The sequence below is a fragment of the Salinicoccus sp. HZC-1 genome (assembly GCF_046736035.1).
Taxonomy (GTDB): Bacteria; Bacillota; Bacilli; order Staphylococcales; family Salinicoccaceae; genus Salinicoccus.
Map to the genome: position 1 here is coordinate 2,146,551 of NZ_CP177130.1, position 18,763 is coordinate 2,165,313.

The 18,763-nt window shown below is 42.6% G+C and carries 19 protein-coding genes and 3 pseudogenes; 9 read left to right on the forward strand and 13 right to left on the reverse strand.

The annotated features are described in order from the left end of the window. Positions 1–3: 3 nt before the first annotated feature. The 4 genes from ACKRAT_RS11240 to ACKRAT_RS11255 are packed head-to-tail and all read right to left on the reverse strand — an operon-like array spanning position 4 to position 3,092. Positions 4–1,176: a phytoene desaturase family protein gene (locus tag ACKRAT_RS11240; protein ID WP_411842492.1), complete on the reverse strand. Its 1,173-nt coding sequence runs from the start codon at positions 1,174–1,176 to the stop codon at positions 4–6. Then, entirely contained in the window at positions 1,134–1,505 is a 372-nt protein-coding gene (locus ACKRAT_RS11245; protein WP_411842493.1) for a phytoene desaturase family protein, read from the reverse strand. Before ACKRAT_RS11245 ends, ACKRAT_RS11240 begins: the two co-directional genes overlap by 43 nt. After that, on the reverse strand, positions 1,502–2,569 hold the full coding sequence (gene fni, locus ACKRAT_RS11250) for a type 2 isopentenyl-diphosphate Delta-isomerase (RefSeq protein ID WP_411842494.1): 1,068 nt from the start codon (positions 2,567–2,569) through the stop codon (positions 1,502–1,504). Before fni ends, ACKRAT_RS11245 begins: the two co-directional genes overlap by 4 nt. Further along, positions 2,553–3,092 carry a glycosyl-4,4'-diaponeurosporenoate acyltransferase gene (locus ACKRAT_RS11255; RefSeq protein ID WP_411842495.1) on the reverse strand — a complete coding sequence of 180 codons (540 nt, stop codon included), beginning with the start codon at positions 3,090–3,092 and terminating at the stop codon, positions 2,553–2,555. Before ACKRAT_RS11255 ends, fni begins: the two co-directional genes overlap by 17 nt. Positions 3,093–3,350: 258 nt before the next feature. Here ACKRAT_RS11255 and ACKRAT_RS11260 point away from each other — a divergent pair. After that, a pseudogene (locus ACKRAT_RS11260) lies at positions 3,351–3,494 on the forward strand (pyridoxamine 5-phosphate oxidase); the annotation flags it as partial. A 92-nt stretch (positions 3,495–3,586) separates the two neighbouring features. Here the strand turns inward: ACKRAT_RS11260 and ACKRAT_RS11265 are convergent. After that, a pseudogene (locus ACKRAT_RS11265) lies at positions 3,587–4,447 on the reverse strand (IS3 family transposase); the annotation flags it as partial. 32 nt (positions 4,448–4,479) lie between these two features. After that, a complete protein-coding gene (locus ACKRAT_RS11270) occupies positions 4,480–5,148 on the reverse strand; it encodes a helix-turn-helix domain-containing protein (protein ID WP_411842496.1) in 669 nt (222 codons plus the stop codon). 63 nt (positions 5,149–5,211) lie between these two features. Here ACKRAT_RS11270 and ACKRAT_RS11275 point away from each other — a divergent pair. Together ACKRAT_RS11275 and ACKRAT_RS11280 are read left to right on the forward strand one after the other, a co-directional pair. Continuing rightward, a pseudogene (locus ACKRAT_RS11275) lies at positions 5,212–5,487 on the forward strand (pyridoxamine 5'-phosphate oxidase family protein); the annotation flags it as partial. Positions 5,488–5,741: 254 nt separating this feature from the next. Then, positions 5,742–6,062 carry a DUF3243 family protein gene (locus ACKRAT_RS11280; RefSeq protein ID WP_411842497.1) on the forward strand — a complete coding sequence of 107 codons (321 nt, stop codon included), beginning with the start codon at positions 5,742–5,744 and terminating at the stop codon, positions 6,060–6,062. A 203-nt stretch (positions 6,063–6,265) separates the two neighbouring features. Here the strand turns inward: ACKRAT_RS11280 and ACKRAT_RS11285 are convergent, their stop codons facing one another. Then, positions 6,266–6,988: a tryptophan-rich sensory protein gene (locus ACKRAT_RS11285; protein ID WP_411842498.1), complete on the reverse strand. Its 723-nt coding sequence runs from the start codon at positions 6,986–6,988 to the stop codon at positions 6,266–6,268. A gap of 165 nt (positions 6,989–7,153) precedes the next feature. Between ACKRAT_RS11285 and ACKRAT_RS11290 the strand changes: the two genes are divergently transcribed. Further along, positions 7,154–8,319 (forward strand): IS3 family transposase gene (locus ACKRAT_RS11290; RefSeq protein WP_411842499.1). Its coding sequence is split into 2 segments (ribosomal slippage): positions 7,154–7,430 and positions 7,430–8,319, totalling 1,167 coding nucleotides; the frame shifts between segments, so codons are not numbered across the junction. Positions 8,320–8,433: 114 nt separating this feature from the next. Here ACKRAT_RS11290 and ACKRAT_RS11295 read toward each other — a convergent pair. Beyond that, on the reverse strand, positions 8,434–8,913 hold the full coding sequence (locus tag ACKRAT_RS11295; RefSeq protein ID WP_411842500.1) for a hypothetical protein: 480 nt from the start codon (positions 8,911–8,913) through the stop codon (positions 8,434–8,436). 140 nt (positions 8,914–9,053) lie between these two features. Next, positions 9,054–10,850 (reverse strand): cation:proton antiporter, encoded by a 1,797-nt coding sequence (locus tag ACKRAT_RS11300; RefSeq protein WP_411842501.1) that lies wholly within the window; start codon positions 10,848–10,850, stop codon positions 9,054–9,056. Positions 10,851–11,112: 262 nt separating this feature from the next. Here ACKRAT_RS11300 and ACKRAT_RS11305 point away from each other — a divergent pair, with 262 nt between their 5' ends. Together ACKRAT_RS11305 and ACKRAT_RS11310 are read left to right on the forward strand one after the other, a co-directional pair. Then, complete coding sequence (locus tag ACKRAT_RS11305) at positions 11,113–12,210, forward strand: glycerol dehydrogenase (protein WP_411842502.1); 1,098 nt, start codon at positions 11,113–11,115, stop codon at positions 12,208–12,210. A 617-nt stretch (positions 12,211–12,827) separates the two neighbouring features. Continuing rightward, a complete protein-coding gene (locus tag ACKRAT_RS11310) occupies positions 12,828–13,544 on the forward strand; it encodes a GDSL-type esterase/lipase family protein (RefSeq protein WP_411842503.1) in 717 nt (238 codons plus the stop codon). A 73-nt stretch (positions 13,545–13,617) separates the two neighbouring features. Here the strand turns inward: ACKRAT_RS11310 and ACKRAT_RS11315 are convergent, their stop codons facing one another. The 3 genes from ACKRAT_RS11315 to ACKRAT_RS11325 all read right to left on the reverse strand — a co-directional run bounded on the left by ACKRAT_RS11315 (position 13,618) and on the right by ACKRAT_RS11325 (position 15,460). Beyond that, entirely contained in the window at positions 13,618–14,109 is a 492-nt protein-coding gene (locus ACKRAT_RS11315) for a dihydrofolate reductase (protein ID WP_411842504.1), read from the reverse strand. Between the two features lie 164 nt (positions 14,110–14,273). After that, positions 14,274–14,693: a pyridoxamine 5'-phosphate oxidase family protein gene (locus ACKRAT_RS11320; RefSeq protein ID WP_411842505.1), complete on the reverse strand. Its 420-nt coding sequence runs from the start codon at positions 14,691–14,693 to the stop codon at positions 14,274–14,276. Between the two features lie 209 nt (positions 14,694–14,902). Next, positions 14,903–15,460 (reverse strand): NUDIX domain-containing protein, encoded by a 558-nt coding sequence (locus ACKRAT_RS11325; RefSeq protein WP_411842506.1) that lies wholly within the window; start codon positions 15,458–15,460, stop codon positions 14,903–14,905. A gap of 120 nt (positions 15,461–15,580) precedes the next feature. On the opposite strand from ACKRAT_RS11325, the gene ACKRAT_RS11330 reads away from it, so the two are divergent. The 3 genes from ACKRAT_RS11330 to ACKRAT_RS11340 all read left to right on the forward strand — a co-directional run bounded on the left by ACKRAT_RS11330 (position 15,581) and on the right by ACKRAT_RS11340 (position 17,474). Beyond that, positions 15,581–15,946, forward strand: coding sequence for a DUF3021 family protein (locus tag ACKRAT_RS11330; protein ID WP_411842507.1), 366 nt, complete (start codon positions 15,581–15,583; stop codon positions 15,944–15,946). Between the two features lie 277 nt (positions 15,947–16,223). After that, positions 16,224–16,928, forward strand: a complete 705-nt coding sequence (locus ACKRAT_RS11335) for an alpha/beta fold hydrolase (protein ID WP_411842508.1) — start codon at positions 16,224–16,226, stop codon at positions 16,926–16,928. 108 nt (positions 16,929–17,036) lie between these two features. Next, positions 17,037–17,474, forward strand: coding sequence for a hypothetical protein (locus tag ACKRAT_RS11340; protein WP_411842509.1), 438 nt, complete (start codon positions 17,037–17,039; stop codon positions 17,472–17,474). Between the two features lie 500 nt (positions 17,475–17,974). Here the strand turns inward: ACKRAT_RS11340 and ACKRAT_RS11345 are convergent, their stop codons facing one another. After that, a complete protein-coding gene (locus ACKRAT_RS11345) occupies positions 17,975–18,646 on the reverse strand; it encodes an RluA family pseudouridine synthase (protein ID WP_411842510.1) in 672 nt (223 codons plus the stop codon). Positions 18,647–18,763: the final 117 nt, after the last annotated feature.

Below are 18,763 nucleotides of genomic sequence, written 5' to 3' on the forward strand. Positions count from 1 at the left end.
CTCCTATCGGTGATTTTCATCTTTTAACAACTCTCCAACCGCAATCTTGGAGGATAACAATACAATCGGCACACCGGCCCCCGGATGTGTACTGCTTCCGGTAAAGTAAAGGTTGTCGCAGTGGGTGGCCTTACTCTGGGGTCTCAGATGGACGCTCTGGGTCAGTGTCGGTTTAAGCCCGAATGTCGCGCCGTTATTTGCATTGAACTGCTGCTCGAAATCCAATGGGGAAACCATGGTTTCTGTAACGATTTCATTTTCAATATCCTCCATCCCGGGGAGCTCCCTGATTTTGCCGATGATCTTATCGCGGTACATTTTCGAAGTCTCCGCCGTCCATTGATACTTCATCGTCTTGATATCCGACAGCGGCATCAGGACATAGATGCCGTCTTTGCCCTCGGGTGCCAGTGTCGGGTCGATTTTCGAAGCCATGTACATATACAGCGAAGGATCCTCGATGACGCTGCCGTCGAATATCTGATTGATGTTGGCATCCAGCTTCTCGGAAAATATGAAATTGTGCACAGTGTCGATTTCCGGATATTTCCGGTCCATCCCGAGGTACAGCACGAAGCAGGAGCATGAATATTCCATTTTATCGATTTTCTCATCTTTGTATTTACCCTTATGCCCGGGTTCTTTCACCAGGTTTTTCATTGCATAGGGGAAGTCGGCATTGCACATTACAAAGTCCGAACCGATGGTTTTCTGCCCCGCCGACACACCGGTAGCCTTTCCCTCCTCTATCACGATGCGGTCGACGCTTGTGTCATATTCGATTTTACCGCCGAGTTCAAGGAAGAGGCGCTCCATGGCTGATGCCATTGTGCGCATGCCGCCTTTGATGAACCATATGCCGTATAGAAACTCGATCATCGGGATGATGGTATAGAGTGAGGGCCCTTTATTCGGTGATATGCCGATATAGAGCGTCTGGAAACTGATCATCTGCCTCATGCGTTTGTCTTTTATATATTTTTTCATCAGATTTTCTGCATTATTCAAAGTTCTCAGTTTCAACCCCTGGCTGATTATGAACGGGTTATAAAAATCTTTCCGGTTTCTGAACGGCCGCTGCAAAAAATGGTCCCTTGCGATATTGAAACGATGATAGAGATCGCTCAAATACCTTAAGAACCCTTCGGCATCCTGACCGCTGATCCCTTCAAACATTTCAATGTTTTCACCAGATCATTGGTCACCTGGTACTGTCTGGTCCCCTTGTCAAAATAACTGCTGTACATCGGGTCCAGCCTTTCCATTGGGATGTAGTCATCGGGATCCCGGCCCGCCAGTTCGAAAATTTCACGGTAGAGTTCCGGTATCATCACGATGGTCGGCCCCAGATCGAACTTATATCCGTCCAGATCGATGCGGTTCATTTTACCGCCGGGTACAGAGCCCTTCTCTAAAATGGTGACGTCATAGCCCGCGTTCTGCAGGCGGATTCCACTGGCGAGACCGGCGACACCCGCTCCGATAATCGTTATTGTTTTTGTCATCTTTTTGTCCTCTCATCGTCCGGCAGTCCCCGCTGTCTCTGCCATGAAAGAATTTCAGGGCTGAAGACGAGCGGGCTGCCGGCTGTCTGTTCAATATTTGCGGCATTGATCAGAATGGCGATTTTACGCATCTGGTCATAAAACCGTTCCACATACGCTACCGCTTCTTCGACTCCCTGATTTTCAACGGTGTCGAGGATCACTTTGGACATCCCCACCGCTTTCGCACCGAGCGCAAGGCATTTCATTGCATCAAGCGGGGATTTGATTCCGCCGCTTGCCATTATATGCATATCTTCATGAAAGGGCTGGGCTTCCAGCAAAGATTGGACGGTGGAAATGCCCCAGCCGCTCAAATAGGACATGTCCTGCTCTTTGCGCCGGGCATTTTCGATGGATGCAAAATTGGTCCCGCCCCGGCCGCTGACATCTGCATACCGTATGCCGATGTCTTTTAAACTCTGCAGCGTCTCCCGGCTCATGCCAAATCCCACTTCCTTCACAATGACAGGCACACTTACATGCTGTACGATACTCTCAATGTTTTTACGCCAGGATTTGAAATTCCGGTCCCCTTCCGGCATGATCAGTTCCTGCGGGGCATTAATATGTATCTGGAGCGCATCTGCATCAATCATTTCGACCGCGTCTCCGGCACCTTCCAGCGACACATCCGCGCCCACATTCGCAAAAATGATACCGTCCGGGTTAGTCTCCCTGACTATGGTATATGAATCTTTCAGTTCCCGGTGCTTCAAAGCCGCATGCATGGAGCCTACAGCCATGGGGATGCCGGCATCCCTGGCAACCCGGGCCAGTTTTCCGTTGATTGATTTCGTCCACTCACTGCCGCCGGTCATTGCGTTTATGTACAGAGGAACGGATAATTCAAACTCACCGAGACGGGTCGATAAATCCACATCTTCCACGTTGAAAGAAGGGAGTGACTGATGGATGAAATGAACATTATCAAAATCCGACAGGACACTTTGTGAATTCTGGTTGATTGCATGCTGCACATGTTCATTCTTCCGCTGACTGCGTAAATTAATTTTCTTTTTCATAATCGTCATGCTCCTTCTTATGCCTGTTCTCATTCCGGCATTTCAGTCTGTACATCCGTCTCAGCCGCGGCCGGTTATAACGCTGGGCGATGATGAAAGGCATGTTGCTGAGCAGTGCGTAGGATAAATGGATGCCCCGGGTATATTTGGGATTCCATATGAAAAATAAAGGGACCGGTAAAATCGATGCCCAGTGCGTCAATTCAGCCCGGTTCGTTTCATCAATAAATTGGCTTACGGTTTTCAAATCTGTATCTTTCATCCGGGACTGATCAAAGCTGTCCGGCATGATCGAAGTGCTTTCCGGTATATGTGCTTTCCACCTTTTAATTTTAAACACGTCGTTCCATAGCTGTCCTTTTCTTTCGAACGGGTATGTTTTAAATAATATAGATAAACGGTTGATATTGCGAACTTCCATATTGCCGATCAGCTTCGATACGGCGAGATGCACAATCAGCCAGGAAACAGCATTGATCAAAAAAAGGAATATAAAATACAGATACTTTGAAGTTTTCAGCATGGCTACCTCTTTATCCAAGAATTATTATTAATTTTCTCTATTATTATGGAAGTAAACATTATGATTTAAAATGATAAGGGGTATTTCAAGTTCATGTCCCTTTTGTTGTATGATTGTATTCAAAAGTAAATTAAACCTGACCAAAGGTAAAGTCTTGAGAAAAATAAATGGAGAAAAACCGCGGCTCTCCAGCAACCTCCTCCACGGATATGTTTATCTGAATTTCATCAAGGGAACGGAGTTGTCGAGGTGAAAAACATGGAAAGAGTTAAATTGATAGAAGAGATTGAAAATATATTGGACGTATCTAAAGTGGGCGTCATGTCCACATCGTATAATAATGAGCCGAACAGCCGGTATATGATCTTTTATAATTATGAGCATGTGCTCTATACAAAAACCGGGAAAGACACTTTGATCTGACCCCAGTTAGGTTTACAAACGAAATAATATAAATGTTTCCCTCCAGAGAATCTAGATTCTCTGGCGTTTTTTTATGCGGCTAATGCTCTAAATTCCAACGGACTCAACCCCTTGAATTTGTGCTGAGGCCTGCGGTGGTTGTAGAACTCGATATACCACATAATATCTTTGATGATCGTGTGATAGGTGTCGTAATACTTCTGTTTGCGTTTGACATGGAACCGTTCAGCTTTGATCTTGCCCCAGAAAGCCTCCATTGGTCCATTATCAATGCATTTTCCCACCCGGGACATGCTCTGGCACATTTGCTGGGCCTCCAAAATTTTTTTAAAGCCAAAAGAGGTGTACTGGAATCCCCGGTCACTATGCACCAATGGCGTCGCATCCGGACATTTTTGGATCGCCGCTTTAAACGTATCGAAGACGAGCTGATTATTATTAGAGCGTCCGAATTTGTAGGCGATGATACTATTATCATACAAATCGATAATGGCACTGAGATAGGCTTTTTCTCCACTCAGCGCTTTAAATTCCGTCACATCGGTTAACCATTTCTCGTTCACGTGGTCGACATTGAAATCCCGGTCTAATATGTTTTCAGCGACCTGTTGCGGTGTGTGTGGCATATACTGCTGCTTTTTGATCCGGGTCACCGACCGTAAGCCCATCTGTGTCATCAGCCGGTAGATGCGTTTCTTATTATAGTGCGTCTGATGTGCTTTGTTGATTTCATAACACATCTGACGATAGCCGTATATGCCCTCTGTTTCGACATAGAATTCGGCTATCCTTGACGCAATCCAATCGTTCTCTGTTTCAGAAGCCGATGCACTGCGTTTCTGATACTGATAGTACGCCTGTCTTGAAATACCCGCCGCCCGGCATAATTCAGAGATGGAGTAGCCTTCATTATGCAGGGCTGTGATGGCAGTGTGAAGTTGATGACTCTGAACCCGGCTGTATTTTAGTTCCTCTCGAGTTCGTCCAACTTTTTTAGCAGGGCATTTTCCACTTCAAGTTTTCGCTTGTCTGCTCTGAGTTTTGAAATCTCCCGGTTTAGTTGTTCCGTTTCCGTCAGCTGATCTTCTGATTTCCTGCGGCCGCGTTTATCTTCGAGTCCCATTTCACCATAATCCCGGTATTTTATCACAATGGTGCGCGCCTGCTGGTAGCTCACATCAAACCGTTCAGCCAGTTCTCGGTAACTGACATCCCCCTGAGCGTGATATTTTGCGATCTCAATCCGTTCCTGAACCGTAGTTTTCCGCCCTTTAGTCAATGGTGAAGCACCTTCTCTCGTCGTTCTGAGTTCTTCACCATTATTGTAACGCATAATCCAGTCCCGTACAGTTCTGTCAGAAGGAATATCATACTTGCGCGCGAGTGTGGCAGCAGTAGTCCCGCCATCCAGATACGCTTTAGCCACGGCTTCTTTAAATGCCCGCGGATAGGGACGATGCCTTTTTGCCTTTTTTAATCCTTCTCTACCATATTTATTATATTTCTGCCGCCATCTATGAAGCGTGCTCTTAGACACGCCATATGTTTTCATCACTTCACTGGGACTGCCCCCCGCGTTCACTGCGTCAATCACTGCGAGTTTTTCTTCCAATGAGAATTGTTTGTTAGCCATATAAAAATCCCTCCGGGTTTACAGATGTTTTATTTCATCTGTAAACCCGGAGGGGGTCAAGTCACTTTCAAAGTGGATGAAATCAAAGATAATCCACGGACACATGTTCTGCTGGGATATGAAGAAACTTCAAACAGAAGTTTCCTGGAAATCATGGCAGAAGTGGAAATTGTCGAAGATGACGAAACCATCGACTGGTTATGGCAGAAGCAGGATAAATCGTTTTTCGAATCGAAGGAAGACCCAAACCTGACAGTGCTTAAACTCATCCCTCAAAAAATCAAAATTATGAACGATGACGACTTGGATACACCCGAGACTATAGATCTTACTGAATAACCGCAGACAGAAAGGAAATTCCACCGGAAAATTATACCGGTGGAAATTTTTTTGCTCCCATCAAATTTAATTGACTCTTTTATATTTTAAACTGGCAAAAATATTTATTTTCCACCCTCCGGGGTTAATATATGGAGTAGACAGCATTTCATCTGTAGATGCACCATCGATTTCACATCAGAGGAACTCATAACAATCCGAAGAGAATGACGCGAAACCATTTCGAGAAATTCAAATTTTAGGAGGCATTAATTATGAGTAATGAGGAAATGAATAACCCGGAAGAGAAAGCCCGCAACATGGATCAGGAAAACAAGGATGAGATTCTCCAGAGCTATGATAGATTCATCAATTATTTAGGAGATCAAGTGAACAAAGGTGAAAAAGTGGGCATGGATGAAGACCAGTTGGCCAAAGCTGCGAAAAAAGCTGCCGATTACCTGTCATCCAACGAAGAACCTCGTAACCGCGAAGAACAGGTGCTCAAAGAGCTCTGGAAAGCGACTTCCAATGACGATGAGAAACAAACAATTGCCAGAGTCCTCGTAAGACTGGCTCAAAAAAGCAACTCGTAATCAGATTTCAAATTATGATATTTTAAATGGCCGACATTTAAATCCGGCCAAAATGAAGTGGGACGCAGAAGGAAATCCAGTCTGCGTCCCACTTTTTATGTTTACTGTCATTTTCAAATGAAAAACAGGGGGCGGCTTCTTAAATTTAAGATACCGCGCTCTGTTTTGATGGTCAGCCGGTACTTATGCCTCCATCATTCATGTTAACGACGGAGTTTCCTCACTCCGACGATGACAGCGACAATTAGCAATGCCAGGCTTGCGATCATCAAAGTGATGTTCAAGCTCATGTACGTATCATTTTCCGTGTATATTCCGAAGTACGGCCAGATGAAAACGAGCGGGTACAGCCAATCTCTGAAGTAAAGCGCGATTGCCATCCCGATTAGCGTCGCAACGATCAATACGATGATGGTCCATGCGAGCTCATCCAACCATAAAATGGTTTCAATATCGTAATTCACAGCCAATGTAAAAATATTAACGATGGTCGCAACCGTCACCCAGCCAAAATATATGGAAAAAGGGAAACGGTCAAACCAGTCATAGCCTGTCTCCGTCATTGCAGAATACATTTTTGCCAGAGTATATAAAAGGCCGATGATCACTAAAACAGAAACAAACAGCCACTGTTGTGTGAATACGAGAATCCATACACCATTTAACAGGAAGTTGATGGCCGGCCAATATCTTAACCGGTAGGCCATGGAACCTTCCCAGGTCTTTGAGAAGAAGAGTTTAACGATCCATGCCAGGAGCAGCACATAGATTAACCCCCAAATAGAAAATGCAAACCCGGCAGGCTGAATGATCGCCTGATTATTATCAGCTACACTCCCTACATTCGTTCCGCTCCAATAATTCAGGAAAAGCATGATTACAAAAGCAATAAAATATCCAACTGCCCACTTTTTTTGTGTAGACATCGCACTCACTCCCATATGCTCGTGTTCTTATCTATTTACTATACAAAGCATGGTTAAACAAGAACATCATGGTTAGAGTTAGACTAACATAATTAAATGGGACACTATAAAACACCTTCGAAATGGTACACTTACCACAAGTACTGAAATCGGAGGTGTTTTTGCATGGGCAAAAACGTATATTCAAGTGAAACGAAATGGGCCGTCGTGAAAGACAAAATGAGTGGGCAGCTGACAACGAAAGAGATTATGGAGACGCATGGAATCAAAAATAAATCACAGATTGAGACGTGGATGAGATGGTACCGGGCAAATGAAATCCACCGGTTCGATCAACCGATTGGCAAGCAATATTCTTTTGGGCATGGACCGGAATTCACGAGTGAACTGGAGAAGAAAGAGCGCCAGAATTCGCACTTGAAAATGGAGAATGATATCTTAAAAAAGTACTTGGAGATGAAAGAGGAGTTGAAAAAGGACTAGTGCTTCAAGTGGTCGAAAAATACCGGGAAAAGTATACAGTAACGGCCATTTTGTCCGCTTTGGCGGTGCCGCGCTCGACATATTACCGGTGGCTGGCCGAAGGTGTCGTACGCCTGTTGACGGAAGTGGAAGAAGCGATTGTCGCGTTGTGTAAGAAAACGAAATATCGTTTTGGCCATCGAAAAATCAAGACGTTACTGAAGAAAGAGTACAGGTTCGACCGGCATCGCAATACAATCCAGCGCATCATGCAGAAACATAATTTACAATGCCGGATCAAACCGAAACGAAAGTGGAAATCACAAGGCGAATCCATTATTGTAACGCCGAATCTTCTGCAACGTAATTTCACGGCTTCAGCACCCAACCAAAAATGGGTGACCGATATCACTTACATTCAGTACGGCAGTTCGACGATGTACCTGTCAACGATCATGGACTTGTTCAATAATGAAATTGTCGCGTACAAGATGTACGATCACCAACAGACGCCATTGGTCACCGATACCTTGAAGGAAGCGCTGGAAGTGCGCGGAAACCCGGAAGGCGTGATCCTCCACTCTGATCAAGGCAGTGTGTATACTTCCTATACATATCAGGATTTAATCAAACAGAACCATCTGGTGGGCAGTATGTCGCGGCGTGGAAACTGTTGGGATAATGCGGTCATTGAATCTTTCCATTCCAATATCAAGTCAGAGGAATTCCAATACATCAAATTCAATTCGATGAACACTATTCATGTCGTAGAGAAGGTGAATGAATACATCCGTTATTACAACGAAGATCGGATCCTAGAAAAATTAGGCTACCTGACGCCCAAAGAATTTGGGGCGCAAGCAGCCTAAAGATGGTGTTTTATATATGTCTCAAATCGCTATGTCAGTCTAAGTGCCAATTGTGCGGAAAAGGTGTTTGTATATCAATTAATACAGTATTCGTCTGCATCATGAGACACCCCATTAAAATATAAAATGAAGCACTACAAAAATGAACAGTGATATACCGAGCCTGATATGCAGCTTTCTGATTTTCAGGCTTGAATCGAATAAAAGCCGGTACCAGCCCGACAGAACCAGTATCAGCAGATTGACGGCGGCCAAAAAGCCGGTCAATACCTTCATATTGGCCAGATCAAAACTGTAAAAGTGCACCACTGATACTCCATGCAGGATGATGAGGAGCAGCGCCGTCGTTCCTATATAACGATGATAAGGGACGATCCGCTTCGACATCCGGGCGAGCCTCACTTTCGTCTGCCGGCTTTCAGCATTACGGATTGTAGAAAAAACAGCGTTGCGGGTCCAGTTGAATATGAAAAACAGGAAGCCTGCAAACCCGAGCAGAATATGCATATATGTTGAGTGGATTGACAGCCCCGCCGCCACATTCCATATTGCCCAGATGAGCAGCGCAGCGTTCAATAAAAACCAGACACTCATGTTACTCCCCCACTGTCTTTCATTTATATCATCATTATATCTCAGATAATATATTTGTTACAGACCGCTTTCCATAGATGGAGTTAATGCCGCACCTTAAAAACGGGCACTGATTGGTATTCAATCAATGCCCGCTTTTCTTATTTATTATTTTCCTTAAAGGTCTTCCCGTCTTTCAATAAGCCGATGGTGCCCTCTTCACCGTATTCCAATTCCCTGGTAATCGGTTTGAAGTGAACATTTTTACTGCTGTCGATATAATATAGTACGATATCATTTTCAGAAATAGTTTCCGCCTCACTGCCGGGTATTTCTGAAATGTTATGCTCTTTAATATACTGATCCAGCCAATAGTAAGTGGCCGTCTCTTCAAAAAGCATATGATGCCGCAGCGATTCTTCAGGACGGAATTTGACAATCCTGTCACTTGTGGATATCGGCAGCATTTTGACATTCCTCAATCCAAACTCGGTGGAAAGCTCATTAAAGGACAGGTTGTTCAGTACGAATGAACGTGTCATCAGAAGACATTTATCATAACTGGTCAGATCCGTATATATGCGGTCATCTTCCGACAACAGGTTGCCTCTGAATGTTTCTATCCCCATTTCATCTGCCCTGCTGGACGTAAAATGGAGCAGATCTGACATCATTACCGGTATACCCTGATCCTTCAATTTCTTAGCCAATTGGAGTGAAAAATTATTTTCACCGATAATTATCACCCCGGGTGGATTGGTACTCGACAAATTCATCACCTGGCTGAGCGGCTTGAATCCAAATCCGTAGACCACGACAGTTACAAATACAAATCCAAATGTTACAGGTGTAATCATTTCAGCCATGGGCAGGCCGGCGTCTATAAACAGCCCGGCAAAGAATTGGGCGACTGTAAGGGCCACAATCCCCCGCGGTGCCGTCATCCCGATGAAACCTCTTTCCTTTAGACCAATCTCCGTATTAATCGTAGACAAGTATATCGATAGCGGACGGACAAGCAGGATCATCACCAGACAGAAGATGGCCAGCTGCCAGTTGAGCACATCGATTAATACTTCTCTTGTCAAAGACGAAGTGATCAGAATGAAAACCGTAGATACCAATATTAATGATATTTCTTCAATGAAGTGATCAGACTGTTTGTAAACCAGATTACGGTTTTTCATCCGTGCCATGGCTAAACCGAAAATCGTGACTGAAAGCAGACCGGATTCATGGAGGACGGCTTCATTAATGCTGAATATCAATAATATGAATGCAAACTGTATTGGCGCCATTAGATTTTGGGGAATGATTTCTTTTTTAATCAGCCACCTGAACAGCAACGACCCGCCGAAACCTAAAATGGCAGCCACAGCAAAACCGACTAAAAACTCGAGTATAAAGCTGCCGCCAGAGCCGTTTCCCAATACCTGAAATACATAGAAAGAGAGCAGTGCCAGCAAAGGCCCCACTGGATCCAATATGATCCCTTCCCATTTCAATATGGAGTTCACGGAGTTTTTCACTTTTGCCTGTTTCAGCAACGGGGTGATGACTGTCGGCCCTGTCACAATGAGCAGTCCTGCCATCACTAATGAAATAGGCAGAGGAAACTCCATTATATAGTACATAGCCAGTGTCCCGAGGAACCAGGCCAGTGCAGCACCAATCGTAATCACACGTCTGATGGCTTTGGACACCCCTTTTAATTCACGGTAATCCAGGTTGCTGCTGCCTTCGAATAAAATGATTGCGACAGCCAGGGAAACAATCGTACTGTATAGGCCGCTGCCCATCATCTGTTCCGGATTAGCCAGCTGGAAAACCGGACCGACTAGGAGACCGGTGATGGACATGACGACTATGGCCGGCCATTTTATTATGCCAGCCAGCCATTGGCTAAAAATACCAAGGCTTATAAATAAGACAATAATCAGCATCAGGGGCAAATCCATATATACACCTCTTCTTTTTTTATATGGTTGAATTATACCAGTAATTTAAAATCCATATAAAGTTTTAAATTCGATTCTCTGTAAAACGCATTATTCTTTATTGTCTTACCCACTCCATTCAATCATAAATTTAGTGAATTCCTATTTACCAAAGCGAGTCCATTGTGTGAAATTATTATGAACTTTCACTTATACAGGTTTGCCATCCCATATAACGGATAAACATGAAGTATATCAAATATAAATTTGGAGGTTTTTTCAAATGGCGAAATACGTATTCCAATCCCCAGGGAAATATATACAGGGCCAGGGCGTTCTGGCGAGCCTGGGTGAAGAAACAGAGAAACTGGCTAAGAAACCTTTAATCATCTCTGATGAGATGGTCTGGTCAATTACCAGCGAAACGATTACAGACAGCTTCAAAAATGTCGATATTGATTTCACGTATGAAGAATTCAACGGAGAGGCATCTGAAGCTGAAATTGATAGATTGAGCGAAATAGGTAAAAAGAATGATTCAGATGTCATAATCGGGGTCGGCGGCGGTAAGACGCTCGATACCGCCAAGGCAACGGCCGATAATCTGACGACACCGGTCATCATTGTTCCAACGACGGCATCTACCGATGCGCCTACAAGTTCCCTTTCGGTCATCTATTCCGACGAAGGTGAATTCACAGGCTACAGGTTCTATGATAAGAACCCGAACCTGATTATCATTGATTCCGCAGTCGTAGTCAATGCACCGGTAAAACTTTTCACTGCCGGTATGAGTGATGCGATGGCCACGCTGGTGGAAGCAAGAGCCGCACTCAAAAGCAACGGTGAGAACATGGTCGGCGGCCAGCCTACACTCGCTTCCATCGCTATTGCCGAAAAATGTGAGGAAACAATATTCAAACACGGCCAGGCAGCTTATAAAGCCGCTTCCAAAGGGATTGTGACCCCTCAGGTGGACGCTGTGATAGAAGCCAACACATTATTATCAGGACTTGGTTTCGAAAACGGCGGACTTGCTGCAGCCCACGCCATTCATAATGGTTTCACTTCCCTGTCCGGGGACATACACCATCTGTCCCATGGTGAAAAAGTGACATACGGCACACTCGTCCAGCTGGTACTGGAAAACAGTTCCGATGAAACATTAAACAGATATATCGATTTCTACAAGAGCATCGGCATGCCTACGACACTTAAGGAAATGCACCTTGAAGATGTGGCTTTCGAAGATCTTGTCAAAGTCGGTAAACTCGCAACAGATCCCGGCGACACATTCGCCAACCTGAGCGACAAGATTACACCGGAAGAAATCGCCAATGCGATACTCGCTGTCAGTGAAATCAGCGAAGGAAACAAATAGATCTATATGAACGAAGAAGCCCGGTCGCTTAAACAGCGACCGGGCTTCTTCACTATTCCGGGAGATTCAAACTTTGTCCCGGCAGATAATCATCCTGCGGATACAGCTTGTATCTGCTCATATGATATTGCTTTATATTCATTCCGGTGTGGTTTTTAATTCGTTTACTGCCTTAGCGTCCCGCTTTGTAATATCATTTTCATTACATAAGATTAATCCACAGCGAGACGATTAAAATAATCAAAAGTACGGCCGCCATTATAATGAAAAAGATACTCCATTTTGACACTTTTTTATTTTCCTTCTGTTCTTTACGTATCCTCATTATAAAAGGAATGGAAAACAGGATTAAAAATATTATACTTAATATATTTCTGAAAATCATATTATCACCTATCCAATCTTTTTACGGAAAGATTATATATTTATTACAGCCACTATCAGACGTATATAATTCATCGTCTCCATTTACAATACCCTGGTTGTCGCTGAAATATGTATGAATATCCAAAGAGTACCAATTGACCCCGGCACCGAATCGAGTAGAATGAAGTACAAATCAGAAACTTTTTAACTTACCATCATGCCGTTCACTCAGAAAAATCGAGGTGGTTTTCATGAAAAATAAAGCGGGCAAATGGGTACTGTTTAAAGCTGCAGCAGTGATAATTCTAATTGTCATTATATACTGCGCCACTACCAACTTCGGTGCTTCAAACGCGCATCAGACAGGTGAAGGTGACCACAGCAGCATTAAAGTGGCCGCAGTCGGAGACAGCATCACTTATGGCCTGATGGTGAACAACTGGTCTGATAATGCCTATCCACATCAATTAGCAGAGCTTTTAGGGGAAGCGTACTGGGTTGAGAATTTCGGAGCAAATAATTATGCCGCCATGAAGAGTGCCGATTTTCCTTATGCTGACACTGAAGAATATCGGAACAGTCTGGAATTCAATCCGGATATCGTCATAATCATGCTTGGCACGAATGACTCTAAAATCAACAATTGGCAGGGGCATGAACAATTCAGGGAAGAATATTCAGAACTGGTGGATGTCTATATCGATAATGAGCCCGGAACAGAGATATATTTAGCAACACCGCCAAAGGCGTTTAACGAAGCCGATCTACCCGGTGATATAAACAATGACAATATCGATGAAATCACACAGATCGTTAAAGAAGTAGCGGCAGAGAAAGAAGCGGAACTCATCGACATCAACCAGCTCACCCAGGAAAAAAGACAATGGTTCCAGCTGGACGGCATCCATCCCAACGCTGAAGGCTCAGAGAGGATTGCAGAGGAAGTTTATCAGCATATTGCTGAATAGGAATCCGGATCCATTTCATAGTTGATCCATTGTTCAAATTGAAAAATTCTGTGGATCGTTTAATATATTCAGATCATTTACGTCTCCATAATTCAAAAGTATGCTCATATTTGTTTTTCTCATCTACAATGCCTTTTTCAGTTTTGACCAATTCAAATCCGCCATAATCAAAATCCTCAGGGAAATATGTGTCCCCTTCAAAAGTATCATGGATGACCGTCCGGTATAGTTCATCGACTTCGTCTTCGAATACTTTAAATAGTGCCGATCCGCCGATGATATACAGATCTTCATTATTTTTTGCTTCAAGCTCGAGTATTTCTTCTTTTGAATGGACAATAATTGCCCCCGGCGCTTCATAGTCTTTCTGCGCCGTTAAAACGATATTGCGCCGTCCCGGCAACGGCCGGTTCGGGATTGTTTCATAAGTTTTGCGGCCCGTCACCATATCACCGCGCATCGTTATCTTCTTGAAAAACGCTATATCAGCAGGCAGGCGCCAAGGAAGTCCCCCGCCTTTACCAATCAATCTATTTTCATCTTCCGCCCAAACATAAGCCAACATTCCCATCACTCCTTTTCTGGATGAACAGTTTAGTTATCTCTATTCCTGACATCATAGTTGTAATTTTTATTATTGAGCTGCAATTGAATGAAACCCTTATATTAAAAAGGCCCGGCCAGATTGAAGCTGGCCAGGCTCTCGTCCATAAATCTCTCTGATGCCGGCTACAATAGCAGCTTAACGTCTTCATATTCATCGTCATTCATTATTTTTATAGCCTTTGGCGTGATCCTCAACGCCTTTAAGTGCGGGTTTTCTTTCGAATCAAAGAAGTTTTCATCCTGCTTTTCCCATAACCAGTCAATTGTTTCCTGATCATCTATTCTCTCAGCATCCCCGTAGTATTCTACGAAAGCGTGATTGGATGAATCATGGAAACCAAGCAGGATATGAGCCTGCGGATTGTCCCCTATCTCATCATATTTTGGAGATTTGTCATTTGTTTTCGCGTATAGTGTCAGACCATCGTTATAGAACCACATATAACGTGCATTCGGCTTATTATTTTGTGCTGTAGATAAAACACCGATTTTCGATTCACTTAAGATTTCAGTAATGCGATTTACAGCTTCTGACTGTTCCACACTATCACCTGTCCCTTTTCATGTTATACATGTCAATACCACGATATTGGACATATGAACCATTGTTACTAGTGATATAACGCTCCCCCGAACATTAGATTTCGAGTGGTCCGGGGAATCATTACAAGGGATTATGTGAATACTACAATTAAAAACTGATTTTCACTTTTTATTCCATGCTCAACCACTCTGCTTCTTTTTAGTTTATTTTAAATGTTAAATAACGTATAGCCGTTAAATGCTGTTTTATCCAACCTGTTCAGTGACAATCCGTCTGAATCTGCTTCAAATGCGATTTTAGCGAGTCCCCATGTCAGATCGGCGACATTCATGGACTCCATTTCTTTCAGGGAGAAAAATCCTGCGCCGTCCACTTCTTCCTCGTCCGGCTGTGGCTCCCCTTCTACATATTCCAGCAAAAATGTAATATAGACATTATGTACCCGACCCGGGAAATCCCCGAGCGTGACAATTGATTTCACTTTTGCCTTAATGCCGGTCTCTTCCTGTACCTCCCGGATGACTGCCTGTTCGATCAGTTCTGTCTGTTCGACAAAACCTCCAGGATTCGTCCACTTCCCTTTTCCCGGATTTTGACTGCGGCGAACAAGTAGTAATTTATCCTCTTTTACGACTAAAGCACCGACACTCACACTGAAATTACTCCAATGAACAAATGAACAGCTTGGGCAAGAATGCCGTTCCACTTCATCAATCAGACGTATTTCCAGCTTGTCTCCGCAATTTGAACAATAATTCATTTCCATGTTGAACCCTCCAGATGAATACTTGTCTATAATCATACGACTTTATTGTGTGCACGTTAAAGCATAATGCTACTATAGAGCTATAATACTAAAAATGTAAATTGTGAGGGATCAATTACTATGCTGACCATCCAGGCCATAATCAGAGGGATCATTCCATTTGCTGTTATGACGCTGATTGCGGTGTTTCTTTATTATGATAATCAAATTTACAATGCTAAAAGCACATTTCTGGTAGGACTGATTATCTCGATTGTTGCAGGTGCTTCTGTAATCTACGATTTGAATCATTTATCACTGGCAGTACGCACTCTAATCCATTTCATTGTCATGCTTGTCACTATTTATCCGATTCTCATATTCAGCGGATGGTTTAACACAACGTCATTCATAGATTACATCATCATATTTACCATTTTTCTGTTTACCGGCATTATTTTGTGGATCCTGATCATGATTATCCAGAGAGTATTTCTGGATTCCTGAGTTTATATATATGAGAAAGGATATTAAATTCATGAATAGTACGCCATAGAAAATTTAATTTCCGCTTTCCACTATACTAGAGCTTATTTGAATATGGATTTGATTTATCACTATTACCGCAACGGTTTACGTTATGGTGATAGTTTTTCAAACTTAATAACAAAATATTTTCTTTATATTCAGACTACTTATTGCCTTGAACAGTCACTCGAGTATAATGGAATATATAGCAAACAAATTTAAATCTTACTATTACTATATGATGGCAGTGATATAAATGATTTTACATACTGAAAATATAGGCTCTGGTTCTGAAACAATTGTTTTTCTGCATTCTGGTTTGCAGACCGGTATGACAGATTTCGAAAATATCATTCCAGTTTTTAAGGATGCGTATCATATCTTATTACCAGACTTAAGAGGACATGGTAAATCCAGATGTGATAACCTCGATGACTATTTTGAAAGCGCTGCTGATGACTTAATGGAAACTATCGAAAACTTAAACATTACCAAAATACATTTAGTCGGTGTCTCTCTTGGTGCAATAATAGCCGTACACTTTGCGCTAAGACATAAATCTTATGTAAGAACTTTAAACCTTTCAGGGATTATGTTTAAAGAACCTCATAATTATACTGAATTACATAATACCGAAGTTAATATTCAGGCAAATCTCTTAGAAAATCAGGAAGTTGTGTCCTATTTTGATAACCTTCATGGTTCAGGCTGGAAACAGTTTCTCGAAATTGGCAAAAACAGAGAATGGTATCCATTTGCAAAAAACGCCCAAATTATCGAGGAAAACCTACCCATTCACATAATCCTTGGGAGCAGAAGTGATCATGAACTTGAAACGATCGATGAACATATAGAGAAGAAAGCTTCAGTGACAATAGTAAAGGATGCAGGCCATCTGGTGAATCATGATAATGCGATAGATTTTTCTAAGTCGGTCTTAAATTATATACAGGATAAATGAATGATAATAACCAAATAGACATAAAAAATGGTCCATATAAAAATTTACGTCTTTTAGATACTAATAGAAATACGGATGTGGACATACATATTAAAGGGGAGAATAGTTTTGAAAAAATCGTTGTTTTCTATATTTATATTTTCTTTGTTATTTTTGATGGGATGCAATAACAGTAATGATCTATCCGGTAAAACTTTTGATCTAGCCTACCCGCCCGGCCCCCTTACTGAAGGGGATGAATTGGAAGATCAGAACGTCTTCATGACTTTAAGTTTCGATAATGGCAAAGTCACCCGTGAAGATGGCAATGAAATAAAGGGAGAATATACATTAAGTGAAGAAGCACTTACGATTACTTTTAAGCATGACGAAGAAGAGTTTAAAGTGGAATTGGATGATTTTGTTAAGAGCGAAAAAGAGTTCAGTTCTTACTCTGCTGTAGTTTCTGATACTATGCTCGAAGACCCTGGTGAGGGATTGGATCATTTAATCAAATTAGCTCATGCTTTCAGCGATCAGTTACCGATAGAATTTATAGAACAGTGATTCTAAATGCGTCTATCGAGCCTGTTTTCTACGGATGTTTAATATTAATATAACCTTAAAACCGCATCGTCTGCGATACTGATACATTTCTTAGCATTGCCAAATGATGCGGTTTTTAATGAAATTTTCTTCAAATCTATAGTACTTGGCTGCCCCGTAAAGTGCCCGGCTCAGCATTACTGCAGATAGTTCTCTCTCTGTTTTACTCTGATGAAACAGTTAGAAGCATTTATGTCTCACGATGAACGGAGTCAGCCATGAAACCAGATGATATAGAGTTTAAAATCCTTAAAGAATTTTCAAGAAATTCCTGTATTTAATGAAAAGTGCTGGGTGGACAAATTCATATGAGCGGTCAGATCATTGGTAAGCGTATCAAAAGAATGGAAGAAGAAGTTATCATTAAAAATTATTCGATAATAATAGATAACGTGAATTGAAAAACAAAAAAATCGCATCATCGTGATGCGATTTTCTGAGAGCACTTTATGCCTGTTAAATCAAAAGAAGCTTGTCCATGGATATTTATCCGGTGGCCGAGAGTCCACGGTTACCATTTCATCTTTTGTAGGATGTTTGACGCTAAGGCGGGTTGCCCAAAGCGCAATCTGTTCACCCGGTTTATTTACATGCTGACCGTATTTCTGGTCACCATAGAGCGGCGTCCCCTGGTTTGCAAGCTGTACCCTGATCTGATGGGAACGGCCGGTCTTCAGCTCCACTTCGACCAGACTGCCCTTTTTATGATTACTCAGAGCCTTATAATCAAGGACTGCTTTTTTAGCGTCTTTTTTATCCTCTTCTGTAACACTGACAATGTTCTTCCTTCGGTCCTTCCACAGATAATCTATCAATCTCCCATGATTTTTGGGCAGATGTCCCCGCGTGACCGCAGCATATGTTCTATAAATCTGATGTTTCCTCAGTTCATTCGACAGGCGGGAAGCTGCTTTAGATGTTCTTGCAAAAACCATCGCCCCACCGACAGGGCGATCGAGTCTGTGTATCAGTCCCAGATATACATCACCCTGCTTGTTGTATTTTTCTTTTATATACTCTTTTAAGATAGTCAACAGATCCTTGTCTTTGGAACTATCTTCCTGAACCGGAAGATTCACCGGTTTTTCGACAATGAGCAGATGATTATCCTCATAAAGCACATTGATATGCACTTAATTCACTCCTGTTACAATAATATACATAGTTAACGCCCGAGGTCAGATTGCTGAACCCGGACATCAAATGAAAATTCATTAAGACTCAATATAACACGAATTTATATAATCGCA